Annotated in this window: 23 protein-coding genes; 10 read left to right on the top strand and 13 right to left on the bottom strand. The window is 43.2% G+C overall.

What is annotated here, in order from left to right:
• Positions 1-7: 7 nt before the first annotated feature.
• The 5 genes from FMM05_RS04540 to FMM05_RS04520 all read right to left on the bottom strand — a co-directional run bounded on the left by FMM05_RS04540 (position 8) and on the right by FMM05_RS04520 (position 5,512).
• On the bottom strand, positions 8-1,054 hold the full coding sequence (locus FMM05_RS04540; protein WP_143372148.1) for a UDP-glucose--hexose-1-phosphate uridylyltransferase: 1,047 nt from the start codon (positions 1,052-1,054) through the stop codon (positions 8-10).
• A 1-nt stretch (position 1,055) separates the two neighbouring features.
• On the bottom strand, positions 1,056-2,225 hold the full coding sequence (gene galK, locus FMM05_RS04535; protein WP_143372147.1) for a galactokinase: 1,170 nt from the start codon (positions 2,223-2,225) through the stop codon (positions 1,056-1,058).
• 220 nt (positions 2,226-2,445) lie between these two features.
• Positions 2,446-3,570, bottom strand: coding sequence for a glycoside hydrolase family 53 protein (locus FMM05_RS04530; protein ID WP_235894358.1), 1,125 nt, complete (start codon positions 3,568-3,570; stop codon positions 2,446-2,448).
• 2 nt (positions 3,571-3,572) lie between these two features.
• Entirely contained in the window at positions 3,573-4,631 is a 1,059-nt protein-coding gene (locus FMM05_RS04525) for an aldose epimerase family protein (RefSeq protein ID WP_143372146.1), read from the bottom strand.
• 281 nt (positions 4,632-4,912) lie between these two features.
• A complete protein-coding gene (locus tag FMM05_RS04520) occupies positions 4,913-5,512 on the bottom strand; it encodes a 5' nucleotidase, NT5C type (protein WP_143372145.1) in 600 nt (199 codons plus the stop codon).
• A 115-nt stretch (positions 5,513-5,627) separates the two neighbouring features.
• Here FMM05_RS04520 and FMM05_RS04515 point away from each other — a divergent pair, with 115 nt between their 5' ends.
• Positions 5,628-6,374, top strand: coding sequence for a DeoR/GlpR family DNA-binding transcription regulator (locus FMM05_RS04515; RefSeq protein WP_143372144.1), 747 nt, complete (start codon positions 5,628-5,630; stop codon positions 6,372-6,374).
• A gap of 209 nt (positions 6,375-6,583) precedes the next feature.
• On the opposite strand, the gene FMM05_RS04510 is transcribed toward FMM05_RS04515, so the two are convergent.
• On the bottom strand, positions 6,584-6,901 hold the full coding sequence (locus FMM05_RS04510; RefSeq protein ID WP_143372143.1) for an HPF/RaiA family ribosome-associated protein: 318 nt from the start codon (positions 6,899-6,901) through the stop codon (positions 6,584-6,586).
• A 166-nt stretch (positions 6,902-7,067) separates the two neighbouring features.
• Here FMM05_RS04510 and FMM05_RS04505 point away from each other — a divergent pair, with 166 nt between their 5' ends.
• The 4 genes from FMM05_RS04505 to FMM05_RS04490 all read left to right on the top strand — a co-directional run bounded on the left by FMM05_RS04505 (position 7,068) and on the right by FMM05_RS04490 (position 10,426).
• A complete protein-coding gene (locus FMM05_RS04505) occupies positions 7,068-7,658 on the top strand; it encodes a TetR/AcrR family transcriptional regulator (protein ID WP_143372142.1) in 591 nt (196 codons plus the stop codon).
• 170 nt (positions 7,659-7,828) lie between these two features.
• Positions 7,829-8,269, top strand: coding sequence for a PaaI family thioesterase (locus FMM05_RS04500; protein ID WP_143372141.1), 441 nt, complete (start codon positions 7,829-7,831; stop codon positions 8,267-8,269).
• Between the two features lie 94 nt (positions 8,270-8,363).
• Positions 8,364-9,611 carry a beta-ketoacyl-ACP synthase II gene (fabF, locus tag FMM05_RS04495; RefSeq protein WP_143372140.1) on the top strand — a complete coding sequence of 416 codons (1,248 nt, stop codon included), beginning with the start codon at positions 8,364-8,366 and terminating at the stop codon, positions 9,609-9,611.
• A 74-nt stretch (positions 9,612-9,685) separates the two neighbouring features.
• Positions 9,686-10,426, top strand: coding sequence for an SDR family oxidoreductase (locus FMM05_RS04490; protein WP_143372139.1), 741 nt, complete (start codon positions 9,686-9,688; stop codon positions 10,424-10,426).
• A gap of 82 nt (positions 10,427-10,508) precedes the next feature.
• Here FMM05_RS04490 and FMM05_RS04485 read toward each other — a convergent pair whose 3' ends face one another.
• Positions 10,509-10,835 (bottom strand): DMT family transporter, encoded by a 327-nt coding sequence (locus FMM05_RS04485; protein WP_143372138.1) that lies wholly within the window; start codon positions 10,833-10,835, stop codon positions 10,509-10,511.
• 133 nt (positions 10,836-10,968) lie between these two features.
• Between FMM05_RS04485 and asnS the strand changes: the two genes are divergently transcribed.
• The 4 genes from asnS to FMM05_RS04470 all read left to right on the top strand — a co-directional run bounded on the left by asnS (position 10,969) and on the right by FMM05_RS04470 (position 14,870).
• Positions 10,969-12,414 (top strand): asparagine--tRNA ligase, encoded by a 1,446-nt coding sequence (asnS, locus tag FMM05_RS04480; RefSeq protein WP_143372137.1) that lies wholly within the window; start codon positions 10,969-10,971, stop codon positions 12,412-12,414.
• A 47-nt stretch (positions 12,415-12,461) separates the two neighbouring features.
• Positions 12,462-12,590 carry a hypothetical protein gene (locus tag FMM05_RS21220; RefSeq protein ID WP_262711230.1) on the top strand — a complete coding sequence of 43 codons (129 nt, stop codon included), beginning with the start codon at positions 12,462-12,464 and terminating at the stop codon, positions 12,588-12,590.
• A gap of 192 nt (positions 12,591-12,782) precedes the next feature.
• Entirely contained in the window at positions 12,783-14,255 is a 1,473-nt protein-coding gene (rpoN, locus tag FMM05_RS04475; RefSeq protein WP_143372136.1) for an RNA polymerase factor sigma-54, read from the top strand.
• 3 nt (positions 14,256-14,258) lie between these two features.
• Positions 14,259-14,870, top strand: a complete 612-nt coding sequence (locus FMM05_RS04470; protein ID WP_143372135.1) for a hypothetical protein — start codon at positions 14,259-14,261, stop codon at positions 14,868-14,870.
• 63 nt (positions 14,871-14,933) lie between these two features.
• Here the strand turns inward: FMM05_RS04470 and FMM05_RS04465 are convergent, their stop codons facing one another.
• The 6 genes from FMM05_RS04465 to FMM05_RS04440 all read right to left on the bottom strand — a co-directional run bounded on the left by FMM05_RS04465 (position 14,934) and on the right by FMM05_RS04440 (position 21,409).
• Complete coding sequence (locus tag FMM05_RS04465) at positions 14,934-15,602, bottom strand: type 1 glutamine amidotransferase domain-containing protein (protein ID WP_221932245.1); 669 nt, start codon at positions 15,600-15,602, stop codon at positions 14,934-14,936.
• 46 nt (positions 15,603-15,648) lie between these two features.
• Positions 15,649-15,939 (bottom strand): putative quinol monooxygenase, encoded by a 291-nt coding sequence (locus tag FMM05_RS04460; RefSeq protein ID WP_143372133.1) that lies wholly within the window; start codon positions 15,937-15,939, stop codon positions 15,649-15,651.
• A gap of 242 nt (positions 15,940-16,181) precedes the next feature.
• Entirely contained in the window at positions 16,182-16,760 is a 579-nt protein-coding gene (locus tag FMM05_RS04455; protein WP_143372132.1) for a Crp/Fnr family transcriptional regulator, read from the bottom strand.
• A 36-nt stretch (positions 16,761-16,796) separates the two neighbouring features.
• Entirely contained in the window at positions 16,797-17,522 is a 726-nt protein-coding gene (locus tag FMM05_RS04450) for a porin family protein (RefSeq protein ID WP_185965500.1), read from the bottom strand.
• Between the two features lie 94 nt (positions 17,523-17,616).
• Positions 17,617-18,666 (bottom strand): mechanosensitive ion channel family protein, encoded by a 1,050-nt coding sequence (locus tag FMM05_RS04445; RefSeq protein WP_143372130.1) that lies wholly within the window; start codon positions 18,664-18,666, stop codon positions 17,617-17,619.
• Between the two features lie 187 nt (positions 18,667-18,853).
• A complete protein-coding gene (locus FMM05_RS04440) occupies positions 18,854-21,409 on the bottom strand; it encodes an adenosylcobalamin-dependent ribonucleoside-diphosphate reductase (RefSeq protein WP_143372129.1) in 2,556 nt (851 codons plus the stop codon).
• A gap of 357 nt (positions 21,410-21,766) precedes the next feature.
• Between FMM05_RS04440 and FMM05_RS04435 the strand changes: the two genes are divergently transcribed.
• Entirely contained in the window at positions 21,767-22,543 is a 777-nt protein-coding gene (locus FMM05_RS04435; protein WP_143372128.1) for a DUF2490 domain-containing protein, read from the top strand.
• Positions 22,544-22,557 lie beyond the last annotated feature (14 nt).

Here is a 22,557-nt window from a genome sequence, read left to right as displayed (position 1 = left end):
AAATTATTTATTTCTGTTTGTAATGGGTTTCAGAAAGTTCGCGCAGCATGGCAGCGCTTTTCTCGGCAGAGATATCCCTTTGGGCTTCGGCCATCATTTCGTACCCTACCATAAATTTCTTTACGCTTGCAGAGCGCAGTAACGGCGGGTAAAAATGCATGTGGAAATGCCACTCCGGGTGCTCCTGCCCATCGGTTGGGGTTTGGTGGATGCCCGATGAGTAAGGGAACGACGTTTCAAAAAGGTTATCGTACTTAACAGTAATGCGTTTTAAAACATCGGCATAAGCGGCGGTTTCTTCGGCAGTCATCTGGGTTATGTTGCCAAAGTGCCTTTTGCTGATGATAAGCGTTTCAAACGGCCATATGGCCCAGAACGGAACCAGTACCACAAAGTGCTCGTTCTCTAAAACAATGCGCTCTTTGCGTTCAAGCTCTTCGGCAAGGTAATCGGATAATAAGCTCCTGCCGTGCTCTTCAAAGTATTTTTTAAGGTTGGCCTGGGTCTTCTCTACCTGGGTAGGCAGCGAAGACTGCGACCATATTTGCCCATGGGGGTGGGGATTGCTGCAGCCCATTACGGCGCCCTTGTTTTCAAAAATTTGTACGTGGTTTATAAAATCACGGCTGCCAAGATCAACGTACTGGTCTTTCCAGGCCTGTATTACTTTCTCTATGGCGCTAACTTCCATTTCAGGAATGGTAAGGTCGTGCCTTGGCGAAAAACAGATAACGCGGTTAATGCCCCTTTCCGGCTTTAGCTGAAAAAGCGGACTCTTTTCCTCAGGCGCTTCGGCCTCGCCCTGTAACAGCGACGGGAAATCGTTATCAAAAACAAAAACATCGGTATATTTATCGTTGTACACCCCGTTAGAGCGCTCGTTGCCTGCACACAGGTAACAGGTAGGGTCGTACTCCGGCAGGTTTAGTGCCTGAGTGCTCTCTTTTTGCCCCTGCCACGGCCTTTTAGCCCTGTGTGGCGATACTAATATCCATTCGCCCAATAGCGGGTTAAAACGCCTGTGCGGATGCTCGTTATTATCAAATGCTTCCATACTATGCTTTGTAAAGGGTAGTACCTTTAGCTATTTTTACTTTATAAGCTTTAAGGCTTATGTTATACTTTTCTTTATACTCTTTGCTTACACGCTCTATAAGGCCGTTAACCGCCTCCTTTTTTACAAGGTTGATAGAACAGCCGCCAAAGCCGCCGCCCATCATACGTGCGCCTATAACATTTTCATCATTACGAACGGCATCTACTAAAAAGTCGATCTCCTCGCAGCTTACCTCATAATTTTTAGAAAGCCCGTTGTGGGTTTTAAACATAAGGTCGCCCAGTTTGGCAAAATCGTTGGCCTCAAGCGCTGCAACGGCATCCAGCACACGCTGAATTTCGCGCACCACAAAAAGGCAGCGGCGGTAAATAACATCGCCAAGCTCTTCCTTATGTGCTTCTACCTGCGCCTCGTTAAGGTCCCTGAAGGTTTTAACCTCCGGGTAATGTGCTTTTAGCTGCGCAAGGCCTTTTTCTACCTCGTTCCTGCGGTCGTTATAGCCCGATGTAAGGTGTGTATGCTTTACTTTACTGTCTAACAGCAGTAATGCATACTCTTTAAAGTCGGCATTGTGGTATTCGTATTCCAGGGTGTTACAGTCCAGTTTTATAACCTTGTTCTTTTTACCAAAAACGCTGGCAAACTGATCCATAATACCACAGTTAACGCCCACAAAAGTATGTTCTGATTTTTGTCCGATAAGGGCAATTTCTTCTTTGCTAAGGCCCAGGCTGAAAATTTTATTAAGCGCATAGCCAAAACCACACTCTACCGCTGCCGATGATGATAAGCCAGCACCCATAGGTACCGTGCTGCTGAACACGATATTAAAGCCTGTCATGGCAAAGCCCCTGTCTTTTAATTGCTGTAGTACCCCTAAAAAGAAGTTTACCCACATTTGCTCTACCGGTACCAGGGTATCGTTAAGGTCAAACGTATACGTTTCATCAAGGTCTTTGGCAATAAGTGTACATTTTGTGTCCTCGCTTTGAGAAACGGCAAAGCAAACATATTTGTTTATAGCAGCAGGCAATACAAAGCCATCGTTATAATCTACGTGTTCGCCTATAATATTGATACGCCCCGGTGAAAGGAAAATATACTGCGGTGCGCTTTTAAAATACTCGTTAAAATAGGCAGTAACCTGCCCTACTAATTTCTTTTTCATTATTAATGTGTCCTGTTTAAATTGTAATCAGATAAGCGGTTTGCCCAGCGTTTACGTGCATTATCTTATGATTTACGTTGAGAGGAATTGTTTTAAACCCAAACTTAACCCAAAATTTCTTTTAGTAAACCCAATAAAGCCCTTTGCCGGGCAACAGCTTATCAACCCAAATTTCTATTGTTACCGGGTTTGAACCCGGATATATTTTATGTACCCTTTTTTAAAAGTTAAACGCTTCCAGAGCAGGTACTGCTTTATTATCAAAATCCCATAACGCCTGGTTTTCCCAGGTAGAGCCGTTAGTAGCCTCAGACCCCCTAAAGGCAACCCACTCGGCACCCCAGTAGCAAAAGCCTAAGCCGCCACCTACTTCAACTGCATTGCGAACGGCAAGCAAAAAATCTTTTTGCCCCTGCGGCGTTGCAGGATAGGCCGGTATTATCTGGCTATCTAACCCTACTACATTATTGGTCCAGTCTTCCCATCCCAGTGTAAAAGGGTAAGAAGTTTCGGCCACGATAACCTCTTTATTATGCGCTGCTTTAAGCGCTGCTATTTTATTTTGAAGCGCCGGGATGCTCTTACCATGCCATATAGGGTAGTAGGACAGGCCTATGTAATCAAAATCTACGTTAGCGGTTTTGTTAAAGAACCAGTCGGCCCCCTCGGCAATACCCGCATAATGCAACATTATTTTTGCCTGCGGCGATTGCTCTCTTATGGTAGCGCTTACCGCATTTACCAACTCCAAAAAGCCGGCTTCGTTATCTACAAGGTTACCCTCAGGATATATAAAACCACTGTTGGTTTCGTTACCTATCTGTATTATATCGGGGTTAACCTCTGTAAGTATTTGTTGTGTGTAGGTTACAGCAGCAGCTTTTAGTTGAGCAAATGCCAGCCCTTCCCATGCCTGTGGCTTAATCTGGTTGGCAGGATCGGCCCACGTGTCTGAATAATGCACCGTTAGCCATACCTTCATTCCGGCGGCCTTAACCTTTTGTGCCAGTGCTTTTACTTCGGCCATGCCGCTGTGCGCTGTTGCAGGGTCTTTCCAAAGGCGGATGCGTATGGTATTTACGCCGGCATCTTTAAGTGTTGCCAATGCATCCTGTGCTGTTGAACCATTATAGTAAACCGTACCTGCACCTTCAGTCTCCGGCAGGAACGACATATCTACCGCACGGATAAAAGTATCCTCAGGGATAACATCATCGTTCACTACATCATCAGTCACCACATCATCGGTGGCTACAGGGTCTGTAGCGCTGTCATCGCCACCACATGAAATAAACATCGCCAAAGCCATGCACGCAGGAATTAATATGCTGAAAATCTTTTTCATAACTATTTTTTTATCTGTTTAAAAGTAAAGGTAGTATTATGATGATATACTTCTCCTTTTTTCAAAACAGAATTTGGAAAATGCTCATTGTTAGGTGCATCAGGATAATTTTGAGTTTCAAAGCAAATACCGCTTGTGGTATGGTATTCGGTATCGTCCTTACCTTTTATTTCTCCAAAGCAGTTACCGCCTACATATATGTGTACCGATGGCTGGTTGGTATAAACCGTCATTTCTATCCCTGTCTTATCACTGTATAGCGACGCGGCGGGCTGCTCACTATTTTCTAAAACAAACGATGTATCAATGCTTTCCGGCGCGTTGTGCGCGGCCGTGTAATCAAGTGCTGTATTGTGAACCTCAGTAAAATTACCGGTAGGTATGCCATCGGGTTTTGTCTCCAACACTTTTTCTGAGTTTACGTACAATTGCTGCCCTGATATCGATTGCGAATGCCCATCTAAATTAAAATAGGTATGCTGGGTAAGGTTAATAACGGTATCGGCTGTACTTGTAGCTATATATTCTACCAAAAGCATGTTATCCTGGGTAACTGTATAAGTAACATCTACCGTTAACTCACCCGGAAAATGCTCTTCGCTATCAACGCTTGTATAGGTAAGGGTTATCGACGGACTCTCGCCGCCCCTTATCTGCTTCATTTTCCAGAAAGCACGCCCAAAACCTGTTTTGCCACCGTGCAGGGTATTAGGCCCGTGGTTGGCATTCAGTTTGTATTCTTTTCCATTCAGCGTAAAGGCTGCATTGGCAATGCGCCCGGCATACCTGCCTACAACCGACCCAAAATAAGGCGGCGATGGCAACCCGAACGAATTGATATAGCTGTTAACATCATCAAAGCCCAGGGCAACTTCTAATTGTTTGCCGTTTGCATCGGGAAACTTTAACGAGGTAATAGTGGCGCCGTAGTTTATTACGGTAACTTCCATACCACTGGCATTGCTTAATGTGTAGCTGGAAATAGCTTTGCCATTAGCAAGCACTCCAAATGATTTCGTAACACAATTAGCGGTATAGTATGAAATGTTATTATTTTCCATTATATTTTTATCAATACAGCACCAAAAGTAGAAATAAAAACACACCAACCATACCAGTACCTACCAGTTTTTGCAGATTAGCTACCAGTTTGATTTTGAATTGCGAAATTGTTTGCGAAGTTTAAGGATTTAAACTACAAAAAATCAGGAGATTGATTTTATATAATAAAAAACTCCGGAAATCAGCATAGTGTTTACTATCTGCTTTCCGGAGCTGTTGTCTCTATCAAAATTAATTGCTGTAAGTGGTATTGGGTAACTTATTTTACAGCAGCCTGTACTTACCATCGTGGCCTGTTTTCGGGTACTGCAGGTATTACCGTGTTTAGCTTTTTGCGTATCTCGGTTAAATCCCTAACCAGTGCCGGTATTTCTTTCCAATTGTTAACCCTTTGGTGGTGGCTCATGTTTGCGTTGTGAAATGCCGTGAACATAAGCGGTTTGCCTTTACAAAAGTCGAGGTTTTTACAGTGGTCGTCTATAAGGAAGTCAGTATCTATAATGCTTTTGTCACCACAAAATACAATGTTCCTCCAGCTTATGAACGGAAAATGTTCAGCCAGCCATTGTTGTTTCTCTATTAAAGATTGCGGAAATTCCATTGCGGCAGATACTATATATACCTCATAGTCTTTCATCAAATCTTTTACGGCTTCTACCGCACCTTCCATAACCGGCAATGTCCTGAAAAATCCCGGTGTGAATAAAAATTCCCTTAGTGCTCCGCTTTCAGGGAACAACTCCTCTTCAGATCGGCCTTTAATATCCTCGCGGGTTAAAGTAACGCCGTACTTCGTTCGGTACCATTCCAGTAATTGGCCTTCCACGTCGGCTATTACGCCATCCATGTCAATTGCAATTGTTCTGCTTAATTTTTTCATACTTACTTTTTGCTTTGATTTGCAACAAAGGTACAGTATTTTGCAATAATCTGCAAAATTTTGCAAAGTTTTGCAATATTAAATTTTTGTATCTTTGCCGTAAATTCTGTGTGCAATGGTAAAAGAAGAACGCTTACAGGCCATACTGGAGCAATTAACCCGCGATAACAAGGTACAGCTTAACGAAATGAGCCGCCTCCTTAACGTATCTGAAGATACCGTGAGGCGCGACATTAAGGAACTCGATATATTAGGGTTACTTAAGGCCGTGCGTGGTGGTGCCATTGCAAACTCTACCGTGCCGCACCATTACCGCGACCGTGAAAATTACGACCTGGGCCAGAAAAAAGTTATTGCCGATAAGGCGCTGCATTTTTTAAAAGACGGGCAGGTAGTGTTTTTTGATGGGGGTACATCGGTCCTTGCCTTAGCGCAGAGCCTGCCTAAAGACCTTAAAATTACCGTTGTAACCAATAGTTTCCCTGTTGCTAATGCCCTGGAAGACCACCCCAATGCCGAAGTTATCTTTGCCGGTGGCCGCCTTTTTAAAACGGCATTTACCACAATAGGGCTGCAAACTATAGAAACGATTAGGAGCATTCGCGCTAATATATATTTCTTAGGTGTAAGCAGCATCCACACCATTGGGCTGACTGCCAAGAGTTATGAAGATGCCGAAGTGAAGAAAAAAATGGTAGAAATGTCGTCGCAGATCATTGCGCTTTCTACTCTCGAAAAAATGAATACCGCCGAGACCTATTATATATGCCCTGTTACTGATATTGATATAATTATAACCGAAGCCACCCCCGATAGCCCTGAACTCCAGGCCTATAAGGATATGGGGATAACGGTGGTGTAATTAATTGTTGTCATGTTACACTTTTCTTTATGCGCCGTCATTGCGAGAAGGAGCGACGAAGCAATCCCATCATTACATTAACTCCCAAGTGAGATCGCTTAGTGCCTCTCAATGAATTGGTGTGTATTACTTAGCTGCAAAAAATCGTAAAACAAAAAACCTTCAACATACGTGCTGAAGGTTTTCCGGTTGTGTTGGTGTTGTTTATTTTAGTGGGTGCGCATCTTATCAAAAGTATGCTCCAGCAGTTTTTTCATTTTATCGGCAGCGCCTTTAATAGCAAGTTCTACGCTCTCGGCATGGTTGGTAACTGCTTGTGGGGCAAGGCCATTAATACGGGCCTCCATAAGGCAGCGAATATCGGCAATCGCAGTTTTCTCAGATGAATTCTCATCGGTTAAATGAATTTCAAGTCCGGTTATTTTATCTTCAAAGCGTTTTAGTTTCTCATTCAAAACTTCGCTAAAATAATTTTCTCTCCTGTCGTTACCCTCTATGTGGTTGTCGGTGTTTATGGTAATTTGCATAGTTTATTCGTTTAAATGTCTATACTCAAATTTACCAATTTTTGAAACGCAAAACACAAGGATTAGCATAAGATTAGGATTTATCTATAGCGCTATAAATAATAAACATTAAATAGTTTGGAAAAATATACCGATTGGTATAATTTTGTATTGTGAAATTGATACCATGAGCAAAGCAGAAAAAACAAGGCAATTTATTATAGAAAAAACAGCGCCCATTTTTAATAAAAAGGGATATTCAGGCACATCTCTTAACGACATTACCGAGGCTACCGGGCTTACCAAAGGCAGCATTTACGGTAACTTTGGCAATAAGGATGAGGTGGCCCTGGCAGCGTTTGACTATAACCATGCCACGTTATCATCTGCCATTAAGCGTAAAATGGAAGATAAGGCACACCCTATAGATAAAATTAAGGTATTTCTTGATGTGTTTGCCGATTTGCAATATGTTACAAACCTTAAATACGGCTGCCCCATACTAAATACCGCTATTGAGGCCGATGATACCCACGAGCAGTTGCGCCTGCGTGCTGCTAATGCCATAGACAAATGGTATAAGAATATTGGTGGTATTATTGAAAGCGGACAGGAAACCGGCCAGATTAAAGATGGCGTAGATGCTAAGGAGTTTGCCGGGGCTTATATTGCCATTATAGAAGGTGGAATTATGCTGACCAAAGTTACCGGTAAGCAGGACGGAATTAATGCAGCCGTTGCCTACGCTAAAAAAATGCTTAAGGAATTACACCCTTAAAAATTTGCCTAAAAATATACCGATTGGTATATTTTGTAAGAGGTTTTGATTGAAAGATAGATTCTGTGAAAACAGATTTTTTTTGGCATAAAATATACCGATTGGTATAAAACGTAAAAGCAGGTAGTTTTGTAATTAAAAATATACCGATCGGTATAAAATAAAGAAATATGGACACAAAAGAAGCAGCATTTTTAAGGCAATTTATAGATAAAGAGGTGGTGGGTTCGCCCTCGCCGTTTATGAACTGGCTAAGGCCGGTAATGCTATCGGTAGAGGAGGGCAGCCTGGCGTTTCAGTACACCATCCGTAAAGAGATGACCAACCCTTTTGGTACGCTGCACGGAGGCATTACCGCAGCCATGATAGACGATGCCATTGGCGCTACGCTCATTGCATACGGCGAGCCGTACTTTCATGTAACCATTAACCTTGCCATAGACTGTTTTACCGCTGCCAAGGAGGGCGATGTAGTTATTGCGCAAACAACCGTAGTGAAAAAAGGCAGGCAGATAGTTAACGCCCAGTGCGATATATGGAACCATGACCGTACCCGCCTTATTGCTAAAGGCTACACTAACATGCTTAAAACGCCTATAAAAGACAAATGAAAAATAAATTGATAGCCTTTGCCATGACGATGTATAAAAAAACACGAATGTCAGAGTCCAAAAGTGAAATATTAAGCACAAAAAAGCAGGTAAAATGAAAAGAGTTGCAGTAACGGGCCTTGGGGCAATAACACCTTTAGGCAATAATGTGGCGGAGTTTTGGGCCAACATACTGGCAGGCAAAAGCGGTGCCGGGCCCATAACCAAATTTGATACTTCTAAATTCAAAACCAATTTTGCCTGCGAGGTAAAGGGCTTTCATGCAGAGGAGTACATCGACAAAAAAGAGATTCGCAAGTACGACCTCTTTACCCAATATGCCATTGCCGCCGCCGAAGAAGCAGTTAAGGATGCCGGGCTTAATTTTGCCGAAATACCTCAGGAACAGCGCTTTGAGGTGGGAGTTATATGGGCAAGCGGTAATGGCGGCATCGGTACGTTTGAAGAGCAGCTGCGCGAGTTCCACTCCGGAGATGGTACGCCGCGCTTTAACCCGTTCTTCATCCCCAAGATGATCGTAGATATTGCAGCAGGCGTACTATCAATACGTTACGGGCTTCACGGCCCTAACTATGCCACGGTTTCGGCCTGTGCATCGTCTAATACAGCCATTATTGCCGCGTTTGATACCATCCGCTTGGGCAAGGCAACAATAATGATAGCCGGGGGCAGTGAGGCTGCGCTAACCCCTTCATCTATAGGAGGTTTTAATGCATCGCACGCACTTTCTAAACGTAATGATGATCCGCAATCGGCATCCCGCCCTTTTGATGCCGACCGCGATGGTTTTGTGGCAGGGGAGGGTGCAGGTGCTTTAATATTAGAAGATTACGACCATGCTGTTGCCCGTGGCGCTACCATTTATGCCGAAATTGTGGGCGGTGGTATGGCTGCCGATGCCTATCACTTAACAGGCACACCACCCGACGGGCTTGGCGCTGCCTTGGGTATGAAAAAGGCTTTAGCCGATGCAGGTATTGAACCTGAGGCTATTAGCTACATCAACGCGCACGCTACCTCTACCGGTTTGGGCGATATCAGTGAGCTTGTGGGTATTAGCAGCATCTTTAACGGGCTTAATACGCCCATTAGTGCTACCAAAAGCATGACGGGGCACCTGCTTGGGGCTGCCGGCGCGGTAGAGAGCATTATTAGTATCCTGAGTATCAGGGACGGTATTATTCCCGCTACCATAAACACAACCAATATAGACGAGAAAGTACCTGCCGGACTCAATTTAATACTGGGCACACCCCTAAAAGCTGATGTTAACTACGTGCTAAACAACACTTTTGGTTTTGGTGGCCATACCGCCAGTACCATATTTAAGAAGGTTAAATAGTGTATATTTTACCAAACATAATTGATTATTAATTGATAATGAGGTTTTAAGATAAATCTAAATACATAACAATAATGAAAACAACAGGTAATACCATATTAATAACCGGCGGGAGTGCTGGTATAGGTTTGGCTTTAGCCCAAAGGTTTATAGCAGAGGGTAACCATGTGATTATCACGGGCCGTGACCAGGGCCGTCTTGATAAGGCTGCTGCCGAATTGGGCGATAATGCAACTGCAATTGCTTTTGACGTGTCGAAACCTGAAGACGTAACTGCTTTAGCTGCAAGGCTTACCACAGAATTCCCTAATCTGAATATCCTGATTAACAATGCAGGGCAGGCGTACTACTACAAGCTTAACGAAAACGCCGATGCCTTTACCAAAGCTCAGCACGAAATGCTTGTTAACTATCTGTCGGTTATTCGTTTAACGGAGCAATTGCTTCCGCTTTTAAAGCAACAGCCTGAGGCTGCGGTGGTAAGTGTTAGCTCTATCGTGGCGTTTGTGCCTAATGCCGGTTTGCCAACGTATGCCGCCAGTAAAGCGGCCTTGCATTCGTATAGCCAGTCGTTACGCCTTGTGTTACAGGATACTCCGGTTAAAGTTTTCGAGTTGATGCCGCCATTGGTTAACACTGATTTTTCTAAAGAAATTGGCGGTGAGAACGGTATTGCGCCATCAGTACTGGCGGATGATCTTGTAAATGCTTTTGCATCTGATACTTATGAAATTCATACAGGCGATACCGCTGTAATTTATGAGTTGTCAAAATCAGATTATGCAGCGGCTTTTGGCGCCCTTAATCCGAACTAAAGACTTTAACTGTTTTATTACTAAGCTGTTGGGAGAGATCCTGATGGCTTTTTTTTATAACTAACTTATTATGAGCACAACATTAATGCGATACCACCTTCAGGCCAATAATGCTTGCAATTAGCGTAGTAAGGAAAACTAACCGCCAAAAGTCCGACGGTTCTTTAAAAACAACAATGCCCACCAATACAGTACCTACCGCGCCTACGCCCGTCCACACCGCATAAGCGGTGCCAATAGGCAGCGTTTGGGTAGCCTTATACAACAGTAGCATACTAATAGTGAGGCAGGCAAAAAAGCCACCCATCCAGTAGTTAGAAACCAGTCCGGTAGTTTCTTTGGCTTTGCCTAGGCATGATGCAAAACCTACCTCGAACAAGCCGGCAATAATAAGCAGTATCCAGTTCATTGTTATTTATTTTTGCAAAGATAGTATTTAACCGGGAGTTAGAAATTTGTGCCGTTTGTGGTGCAACATTTTTACGCTTTTTACTACATTTGCAGGCATTTGCAATAAACAAAAGATTAATTTTTAAAGAAAAATGAAGCATACAAAAGTAAAAGACCTGTTAAACAGCTCTAAACCGATTGACGATGTAATAGTAAAAGGATGGGTAAGAACCTTTAGGAACAATCAGTTTATTGCACTTAATGACGGTTCTGTACTGCATAATATACAGTGTGTGGTTGATTTTGAGAACACACCGGCCGAAACTCTAAAACGCATAACCACAGGCGCTGCCGTATCTATAAAAGGTAATTTAACTGAGAGCAAAGGTGCCGGTCAAAAATATGAAATACAGGTTACAGCATTAGAGATACTGGGCGACAGCGACCCGGAAAAATTCCCTATGCAGCCTAAAAAACACTCACTGGAATTTTTACGTGAAAATGCCCACCTGCGTGTACGCACCAACGCTTTTGGTGCGATAATGAGGGTGCGTTCGGTACTGTCATTCGCTATTCACCAGTACTTTCAGGAAAAAGGCTTTGTGTATGTAAACACGCCAATTATTACAGGTAGCGATGCCGAAGGTGCAGGCGAAATGTTCAAGGTAACTGCGCTTCCCTTTGATGGTACACCACGTACTGAAGAAGGCAAAATAAACTATAAAGAAGACTTTTTTGGTAAAGAAACCAACCTTACCGTATCAGGGCAGCTTGAAGCTGAAACCTATGCTATGGCGTTAGGACAGGTGTACACGTTTGGGCCTACATTCCGTGCAGAGAACAGCAACACCAGCCGCCACCTTGCCGAGTTTTGGATGGTAGAGCCGGAGGTTGCGTTTAACGACCTGGACGCCAACATGGATCTTGCCGAAGATTTCATTCAATACGTTATTAAATATGCGTTAGAGCGTTGTGCTGATGACCTAAAATTCTTAGACCAGCGCCTAACCGACGAAGAGAAAACCAAGCCTACCGCAGAGCGCAGCGAAATGAGCCTGCTTGAAAAACTGAACTTTGTGTTAGAGAACAACTTTAAGCGCGTTAGCTATACCGAGGCTATTGAGATACTTAGGAACTCTAAGCCTAACAAGAACAAAAAGTTCAACTATATTATTGATGAGTGGGGTGCTGATTTACAAAGCGAGCATGAGCGTTTTCTTGTAGAAAAGCACTTTAAATGCCCGGTAATTTTATTTGATTACCCTGCAAAAATTAAGGCATTTTACATGAGGCTTAACGATGATACGGCTCAGGACAGGCAAACTGTTAGGGCAATGGATATCCTTTTTCCGGGTATTGGCGAGATCGTAGGCGGTTCGCAGCGTGAGGAGCGTTTAGACGTGCTTCAGCAAAAAATTGCCGACCTTGGTATCGACGAAAAAGAGCTTTGGTGGTACCTTGATACCCGCCGTTTTGGTACGGCAGTACACAGTGGCTTTGGCCTTGGCTTTGAGCGCTTAGTGCTGTTTGTAACCGGTATGGGCAACATTCGGGATGTGATTCCTTTCCCAAGGACGCCACAAAACGCAGAGTTTTAATATACAGCCTCCTTCGGGAGGCTTTTTATGTATTTGAAAAAAATATTATGAAACAGGATAAGGACCCTTTCACTAACGAAGAATTAATTGAACGCGCTAAAAAATCTGAAGAGGATTACGCAGCAGGACGTATTATGACAATTGATGAGTTAGAAGCCGAATTGGAAAAATGGTAATTTATAAAAGTTGCCTTACACTCTTAATTAAGACAAAATCCTGCTACGATTAACAACCCAAAACGCATGCAGAAAAAATAATTACACCTTCAACTGCCATTAGCACAGCACTTTTATAATTTTATCTAAAAAGCATCAATAATTATGCCTGTTTTTTGTACTTTTATACTGTACAAATAGCCCGTTTTTATTATGCTTAAGCAGAATTTACAATTAAAGTTATCGCAAAAACTATCGCCACAGCAAATTCAACTGATGAAGCTGATACAACTGCCTACCCAGGCTTTTGAGCAGCGCCTTAAGGAAGAGATGGTAGAAAACCCTGCCCTTGAGACCGGTACTGATGAACCGGAGTATGAAAAGGATGAGTTTGATACCACCGATGAGTTTGACGATTATGATGATTATGATAACGACAGGATTGATGCCGACGAGATTAATATAGACGAATACCTTAGCGACGACGAAACCCCCGGATACAAGCTACAGGCCAATAACTACAGCGATGATGATGAAGACCGCAGTATGCCTTTTGCCGCACCGGTTAGCTTTCACCAAAGCCTTATAGACCAGCTTAACACATTTATACTTACCGAAGATGAGCGTGAAATTGCCGAATTCCTTGTGGGGAGTATTGATGATATGGGTTACATTCGCCGCAGTATCCCTGATATTGTAGATGACCTTGCCTTTACACAAGGCGTGTACACCGATGAAAAAATGGTGGAACACATTATGCACATCATTCACCAGTTAGAGCCAAGTGGCGTGGGTGCCCGCGATTTGCAGGAGTGCCTTTTGCTTCAGCTAAAACACAAAACGCCTACTGCTGCCATAGAGCTTGCCATAAGCATACTGGAAACCCAGTTTGATGCCTTTACCAAAAAACATTACGACAAGCTGCTGCAAAAATATGATATCTCGCAGGACCAGCTTCGTGCAGCAATAGATGAAATTGAGCGCCTTAATCCTAAGCCGGGCGGCTCTTATGATAATACCTCATCTAAAGCGGTGGAGCATGTAGTGCCCGATTTTGCCATTAAAATCGTAGATGGCGAGTTGGAGCTTTCGCTTAATGGCCGTAATGCGCCGGAATTGCATGTTAGCAAAGACTACCAGGAAATGCTGCAAAGCTATAAAGACAGCCGCGATAAATCGTCCCAGCAAAAAGATGCTGTACAGTTTATTAAGCAAAAACTGGATAGCGCCAAATGGTTTATAGATGCCATACGCCAGCGCCAGGAAACGCTTTTTGTTACCATGAATGCCATTATGCATTATCAGGAAGAATTCTTTTTAGATGGTGATGAGGGCAAGCTGCGGCCAATGATCCTTAAAGATATTGCCGATATGGTAGGGCTGGATATATCTACCGTGAGCCGTGTGGCCAACAGTAAGTATGTAGAAACCCCTTATGGTACCAAGCTTATTAAGGAGTTTTTTAGCGAAGCCATGAAAAACGACCAGGGCGAGGATGTATCTACCATAGAAATTAAAAAAATACTGGAAACCGTTATTGAGGAAGAAGACAAACGCAAACCTCTGCCCGACGATAAACTGGCCGATATACTTAAAGACCGTGGCTACCCCATAGCCCGCCGTACCATTGCAAAATACCGCGAACAGCTGGATATACCCGTTGCCCGTATGAGGAAGAAAATATAAACTATGCAAAAGTTTATCCGTTCGTTCTCTTACCTTTTTCATCCGTTGTTTATACCCGTATATGCCACGCTGTTTTACTTTTTTGTAGCGGGCAAGTACTTTCATAACAACGAGATATACCTTGTGTTTGTGCAGGTACTTATACTTACGGTATTGCTGCCTATCTCGTTATTTTATCTGTTGCAGTCGTTAGGGCGTATAAAGAGCAAAATGATGCTGGATAAAAAAGAGCGGCGGCTGCCCCTTACCTTTTATGCCCTGTTGCTACTAATGCTCGTAAAACACAGTTTTTCCAGCTTTGTAATACCAGAACTATATTACTACTTTGTAGGCGTAATGATTAGCACCGTGCTGGCACTCCTGCTGGTTATGTTTAGCCATAAAGCCAGCCTGCACATGATGGGTATTACCGGGTTTACGGTATTTGTAATAAGCATCGCAGCCTATTATCACATAAGTTTAACCGTATTTGTAGCCTTTTTTATACTGTGCTGCGGCTTTGTGGCCTCATCCCGCCTACAGGCAAAAGCACATTCTTTTAGCGAACTTATATTGGGTACGCTACTGGGAATCCTGCCACAAATAGGCCTTTGGTTTATTTGGCTACTGAAATAATATAAAACAAAACCCGGTTAGTGCTTAAGCGGGTTTTGTTTTATGTGCTAATTAAAAAGGCTGTTAGGCTTCTAAAATAGCGATCATCTTTTCGGCAACACCTTTACCCGATGCAGGGTTCTGGCCGGTTACCAAATTACCGTCGGCAATACTAAAAGCTCCCCACGGCGCTACAGTATGGTATATAGCTCCTTGCTCTGTAAGGGCGGTCTGAAGGTCAAAAGGCACGTCGGCCCTTGCATAATTGTCTTCCTCTTCTGTAGTAAAAGACGAAATATTTTTGCCCTTCACAAGATAACTGCCATCGCTAAGTTTTACATTTAACAGCGATACCGGGCCATGACACACCGCGCCCACTACAGCGTTGCGCTCGTAGGTTTCTTTAACCACCTGTTTAAGCAATGCATTATCCGGCATATCTACCATTGGTGCAAGTCCGCCCGGCATAAAAATGGCATCGTAAGTACTCACATCTACAGTAGATAGCTTTACTGCCTTTTGCATATCTTCCCAGCCTTTACCGGTTAAAAACGCAAGATTGTCAGGATCTCCGGCTAAATTAAGTGCATCAAGATATGGTGTATCGCCGCTAAGGCTTGCAAAATCTATCTGGTAACCGGCTTTGGCAAATTCGGCATAGGGGTGTGCTACTTCCGGTAAAAAATTGCCTGTTCTCCTGTTGTTCGGGCCAATAACATTGGCGTTAGAAACAATAATTAAAACTTTTTTCATGATGTTTAATTTTTAAATTTAGAATTGGTAATGAATAGGTTTCTGTTTAAAAAAGTTGCCTGATAATGGTTACTTCACGGCTTTCAAGGTGCGGTATAATCTTACCCACAACTATATCCCGGTAATGGTTTGATGCTTTGTGTGCTTCTGCGGCAGCTTCATCAGCATAGCGTTCGTGAAGGATAAGTTCGTTAGGATCAGACTCCGACTGGTAAACCGCATAGAGCAAATTCCCGGTTTCTTTTTTAGTGGCTTCGGCAAGGGCCGGCAGCAGTATCAGGATTTCAGATGTTTTATCTTTCCTGATCTTCCATTTTACAATAAGTTCTTTTTCCATGACCTGTATTTTTATCTGTTGTTAGTAGTTCTTAATTACACTTCAAAGTTCCTGAATCGGCGTCTTAAAAAAATTGATGTATGGTAATAAACACCAACTCTATTTTTATGATTATCAACATTTTATTACACTACAAAGTTCTGCATCTGTATCCTCCTAAAAATTGATGTATGGTAATAAAAATTTCAGGGCACAAAAAAAGGATGGCATTGTGCCATCCTTACTATACAATTTAGATATGTTTATTTCTTCGCCAATTCGTGCCGTACCCTGCTAAGGCTTTCGGTAGTAATGCCCAGGTAAGATGCTAAGTGGTAGTTTTTTATGTGCTTTTCTATATCAGGGTAATTTTTTACAAACCGCAGGTATTTTTCTTCTGCCGTTAAGGCAAGATCCGATAATATCCTCTTTTGGTAACTGCCAAAAAACCGCTCCATCTTGATCCTGAAGAACGATTCTATTTGCGGGACTTCCTTATATAACTGCTCCATGCTTTCTTTGGATAGTTTATAGACCACAGCATCTTTAACGCAGTCTATATAAAACATCGATTTATCACCTGTAAAAAAGGCTGTATAGTCGCTTATCCACCAGTCGGTAACCGCAAATTGCAGTGTATATTCTTTTCCGGTGTCGGAGATATAGTAGGTTCGCAGGCAACCGTTGCAAACAAAATATTGGAATGGTACCAATTGGCCCGGAGTGAGCAGGATATCGCCCTTCTTAACCTTTATTTCTTCAAATTTGTTTTCGGCAGCTTCCAGCTCTGATGGCGAAAAATCAATCCCTTTAAAAATCTGTTTGATGGTACATTTTTGCATAGCGATCATTTTTTATTGATGCTTTAGCCAACAAAATCAGAGTATATAAAAAATGAGCCCCATTTTTAGCGACCCCATTTTTATCTTTTCGCCCTCATCTGTTATGGCAGTATCGTAAATTGGCGTGATACCATAGGAAGCATAAAAGTTCCACGTATTCCATCCTACAGACAGATAGGTGCTGTACAGTATCTTGTTGAGGTTGGCATCGTTTTTAAGCTTTATAGTAGCGCCTTCGGCAGGCTGGTACTGAGCTTTGTCTGAAAATAAAAAGCTTGCCTTAAACCCTGCATATACCCGCCAGAATTTATGGCTTATGGAGTCGGAATTGCGCCAGCGTAGTTCTAACGGTACTTCGAGATAGTGAAGCACGAGCTTGTTCTTGTCAAATTCCTCCCGGTCTACCGTAGCGTAGGTAATGCCCTTAGGATCGGTATTGTCAACCTTTAAATTGTGCTTAATGTTGTTGTACGAATAGCCCGCCCCAATAGCAATAGAATGGTTACGGCGTTTGTTTATGGGCATATCGCGCAAAAAACCTACACCAAGCTCGGTTGAAAACGAATATTGCCTGTAACCTGCCGGCTGCCCGTGCATAAGGTTATAGGCAATGGTGGCATAAAACTGGTCTTCACGGTATTTAGGGTCGGCCACTACAGGAATACTGTCCAGTTTAATAGTGTCTTTAGGCATGGTTTCCATAACCTGTGCCACCGATATAAAACCGACTAAACAGAACAATAAAACGTAAATGCGCTGCATAAAGCTACCTGTATTCATATATGTACAAAGATGCAAAAGTTTAGTAATACTTTTATAGTAATGGTTAATTTTTATAAGCTTGCACAGCCTAAAATTAAGCCCGGGCATCGGTTTTCATTTCGATACGCGTTCGCGGAAGGCTCTCCGGATAATTTTGCTGTATGTAATAAATCAGCTTTTCGCGGATAAACACACGCAAATCCCACGAGGTAGGTGAGTTTTTGCTGCTCATCAATGCCCTGATTTCCATTCCCGTTTCGGTAGCGCCTGTAACCTGTAGTACATTTACCTTACCGTCCCAAAGGGGAGTTGTATTTAGCAGGCGGGTAAGCTCTTCGCGCAGCTTATCAACCGGCATCATAAAATCAGTGTAGATAAAGACGGTACCAAGGATTTCCGATGTGGTGCGTGTCCAGTTCTGGAATGGCTTTTCTATAAAATAAGTTGTAGGCAGTACCATACGGCGCTTATCCCAAATGCGTACAACCACATAAGTCAGGGTAATTTCTTCTATCCAGCCCCATTCGCCTTCCACAATAACAACATCGTCTAACCGTATGGGCTGCGTTAGGGCTATTTGTATACCGGCTATAAGGGTACCAAGCATTTTTTGTGCCGAGAACCCCAGTATAACCCCTGCAATACCTGCCGAAGTTAAAAAGCTTATGCCTATGGTACGAATGTTATCAAAACTCATAAGGGCTATGCCAATGGCAAACACCACGAGCAAAAATATAATTACCCGTTCCAGCACGGTAAACTGCGTAAACACACGGCGGGCGTGCAGGTTGTCATCAGCCGTAATGTCGTACTTGCGCATGAGCCCGCTCTTAAACGCACGAAGCAGTACGATACAGGCCAAGGTAACCGAAAAAATAAGCACGAGCGTACACACGTGCCCAATAAGTTTTACATAAGAATCTAAAAACACATCGTTAACCAGGCCTATTCGCAATACCAAGGCAATAATAATGAGCAGCAGGGGGAATTTTATCCGGTTGGCAAAGTTTACCGGCAACAGGTTATTGGGGTCTTTACCTACACGTTTTAGCACTAGAAACACAATAGTAAAGGTTAGCACCAGCCCAATAGCGCCAAACACTAAAAATTGTAAAAAAACGCTGTTGCTGTGTATTTGGGTCATGTTAAAAGTGGTTATGTGAATAATACCTACAAGGTTTTAAAAACCTTGCAGGAAATGTAGCCGCTTGCGTAACCTGCAAGGTCTTCGAGACCTTGTAGGTTTTGGTTAAACACCATAACCCCTAAAATTAAAAAATCCGTTCCCGAAAGGGAACGGATTATAGATATCATTAACATTTTTAGGCAGATTATCCGCATTTAGACGAACCGCAATCGTTGCAGGTAAGGCAGCCTTCCTGGTAAATAAGGTTAGTGGAGTTACAATTGCTGCATTTTTGGCCGTGTGCCTCAGTACCATCCATAATATAGCGTTTAAGGGCGCGTGCCACACCATTTTTCCAAGTGTTGATGCTCTCGCTGTCTAATTGGAGGCTGTTAATAAGGTCGACTGCTTTTTCTATGTGCATGCCGTGCCTTAAGGTGCCCGAAATTAGTTTGGCGTAGTTCCAGTACTCCGGGTTAAACTTATGCGATAAGCCTTCGATAGTGGTTTTATAGCCACGGGCATTTTTATATTGAAAATCGTAACGGCTTGTACCGTCGTCATTTTTATTTTTTATGATAAGGCCTTCGCAAACCCAACGCGGTATCAATATACCGTCTTCATCATCTACAAGGCCAGTAAAGATCTCGTAAGGCCTGCCATCTATCAAACCGATAAAGGCGATCCATTTGTCTTTACTGTTTTGGAAACGCACTACATCGGCCTCCAACACCTGCGGGCGCTTGGTAGGGAAAATGGTTGATGCACCACCGGATGTTTTTTCATCTTTCTTATCAGAATTTGAGATAAGCACCCCGGAGCGTGAGCCATCTCTGTATACCGTTACGCCTTTACAGCCGGCCTCCCATGCCTCCATATATAATCTTGCAACCACGTCTTCGGGGGTTTCGTTAGGTACGTTTACCGTTACCGATATAGAGTGGTCTACCCATTTTTGTATCCTGCCCTGCATGCGCACTTTGCTAAGCCAGTCAACATCGTTACTGGTGGCTTTGTAGTACGGCGATTGCGCTACAAAAACATCCAGTTCTTCCTGGGTGTAATTTTTAGAGGTATCGTGGCCGTTTGCATCCATCCACTCTTTAAAACGGTGGTGGAAAACCACATACTCTTCCCAGCTATCGCCTACTTCATCAATAAAATCTACGCGAACATCTTTATCGTTAGGGTTTACTTTACGCCTGCGTTTGTAAACCGGTAAAAAAACCGGCTCAATACCGCTGGTAGTTTGCGTCATTAAACTGGTAGTGCCTGTTGGGGCAATAGTAAGCAGGGCGATATTACGGCGGCCATGCTCCTGCATTTCGTAAAACAACTGGCTATCGGCCTCTTTTAATCGAAGCACGAACGGGTTGTTTTTTTCACGTTCTGAATCGTAAATAGTAAACGCGCCACGCTCTTTAGCCAGGTTAACCGAGCCCCTGTAGGCTTCTACTGCCAGTATTTTATGTATGTTCTCAGAAAAGTCAACACCCTCATCACTACCGTAGCGCAGGCCAAGTGCGGCAAGCATATCACCTTCGGCAGTAATGCCAATACCGGTACGGCGGCCATCGCGGGCTTTGGTGCGAATGTTTAGCCAAAGGTTTCTCTCAACCAGCTTGATCTCTTCTCCTTCCGGGTCGGCATCAATTTTGGCAAGTATGGTGTCTATTTTTTCAAGCTCAAGGTCGATGATATCGTCCATTATCCTCTCGGCCGCAGCAACATGCTGTTTAAATAACAGATAGTTAAACGAAGCCTCTTTGGTAAACGGATTATCTACATACGAAAGCAGGTTAATAGCCAAAAGGCGGCAGCTATCGTACGCGCAAAGCGGGATTTCTCCACAAGGGTTGGTAGACAGTGTTTTATAACCAAGATCGGCATAGCAATCCGGTAGCGACTCTTTAATGATAGTATCCCAAAACAAGATGCCAGGCTCAGCAGATTTCCATGCATTATGAATGATCTTTCCCCATAACGCCTGTGCATCAATCTCTTTAGTGTATAGAGGGGCATCGCTAAATATGGGATATTTTTGGGTATAGGTTGTTCCGGCCTGTACGGCTTTCATAAATTCATCGTCAATCCGTACCGATACATTAGCGCCCGTTACCTTACCCTGCTCCATTTTAGCATCTATAAAATCGGTGGCATCGGGGTGGTTTATAGATACCGATAACATCAGCGCACCACGGCGGCCATCCTGGGCTACCTCGCGGGTAGAGTTAGAAAAACGTTCCATAAACGGCACCAGGCCTGTAGAGGTTAACGCCGAATTTTTTACCGGCGACCCTTTCGGGCGAATGTGGCTAAGGTCGTGCCCCACACCACCACGGCGTTTCATAAGCTGTACCTGCTCCTGATCGGTTTTCATGATACCGCCATACGAGTCGGAGTTATCATTACCAATTACAAAACAATTGGATAACGATGCGATTTGGAACGGGTTGCCAATACCTGTCATGGGGCTGCCCTGCGGCACAAGGTATTTAAAATCTTTTATCAGGTTAAAGATTTGGTCTTCGGTAAGCGGGTTGGTGTATTTAGATTCTATACGGGCAATTTCGCCTGCAATACGGCGGTGCATATCGTTGGGTGTGCGCTCGTAAATGTTGCCCTTAGAATCTTTAAGCGCGTACTTATTTACCCAAACCGTAGCGGCAAGGCTGTCGCCTTTAAAGTATTCCAGCGAGGCGGTTACGGCTTCTTCCTGGGTGTAAGTAGCTGCGTTTTTTATGGTTAGGGGTGTACTCATAAGTGATATATTTGGAGTTGGGAATGTGTTTGTAACGAGTTGTAAATTTACAACTAAAATAAATCCTAAAAAAATTAAAGCTGCTAAAGTTTACAAATTTATTCATCTAATATTCTGAAAAACAATTATATAAAAATTTATGAACAGCCAAAAGTTTACAAATAAGTAAATTTTCATACATGGATTCATAAATTTTATTTGTATTTAATAAAGCCGTTTTAAAACAACTGGACTATAGGTACATGCAGTTTTAAATTGCAATATCAGGCTGAATGAGGATCATAAATAATTGCCAATTACTAAAAATCCCAATTGTTTCCAGTTTCGCGTGGCAACTTGCATCAAAATAAATGTACTATGCGAACTATAAAATTCATTGTACCTATACTACTTACATTACTTTTTGTAACCGACTGTAATGCACAGTTGAGCCCGCCGGGGCTTGGCACTACCCAAGGTGCTTTTTGGAGCGCTTTAGGGGTTAGGCAAAAACTTGATGATAAAAACACATCGGTCACCTATCTTGGCTTCGGCAGGATAAGCGACCCTGAGAGCGATGCCGATCCGTTTAAAAAACCATCAATACTGGTGCTGAACGAGGAGATATACCACAAGCTAAACACCCATTTGCAATACAGCTATGCGGTAAGCTACAGGAGGCAGGATCAATATGAAAGCCAGGCACCCTATGATTTGGAGCCTATGGCTATACAACAAGAGTTCCGACTTTACGGAAGGTTGAGTTATACAGCAATGCTGGGCAATGCCAAATGGAAAACAACATACCGACAGGAAGTGCGTAAATTTTTCACCCCTGATTTTGAGAATGTTGAAGATGACTTTCAACTCCGTTCACGTTTTAAAACACAGGTGTCGCTTCCGCTGGATAATGACCATGAAAATAGCCTGCTGGGCAGCGCCGAAGCTTTGTTTTCAATCAGCCATGATGCCGCGAAGGGCTGGGGCGGCTATGAATATAAAGAAAGTCGTTTTTGCTTTTATTATTCCTATGCGCCTGACACACTGCCTGTAACCTTTGATATTGGCTACATGAACGACCTTATGGGCCATGGCCACCATATTAAAGATGCCAACTACCTGGCGCTGGATATTATTTTGGAGAATCCTTTTTGATGAGTAATAGACTT

It is taken from the genome of Flavobacterium zepuense (genome assembly GCF_007097145.1).
In the GTDB taxonomy this organism is placed as follows: domain Bacteria; phylum Bacteroidota; class Bacteroidia; order Flavobacteriales; family Flavobacteriaceae; genus Flavobacterium; species Flavobacterium zepuense.
This window is presented reverse-complemented; position numbering and strand designations above follow the sequence as displayed.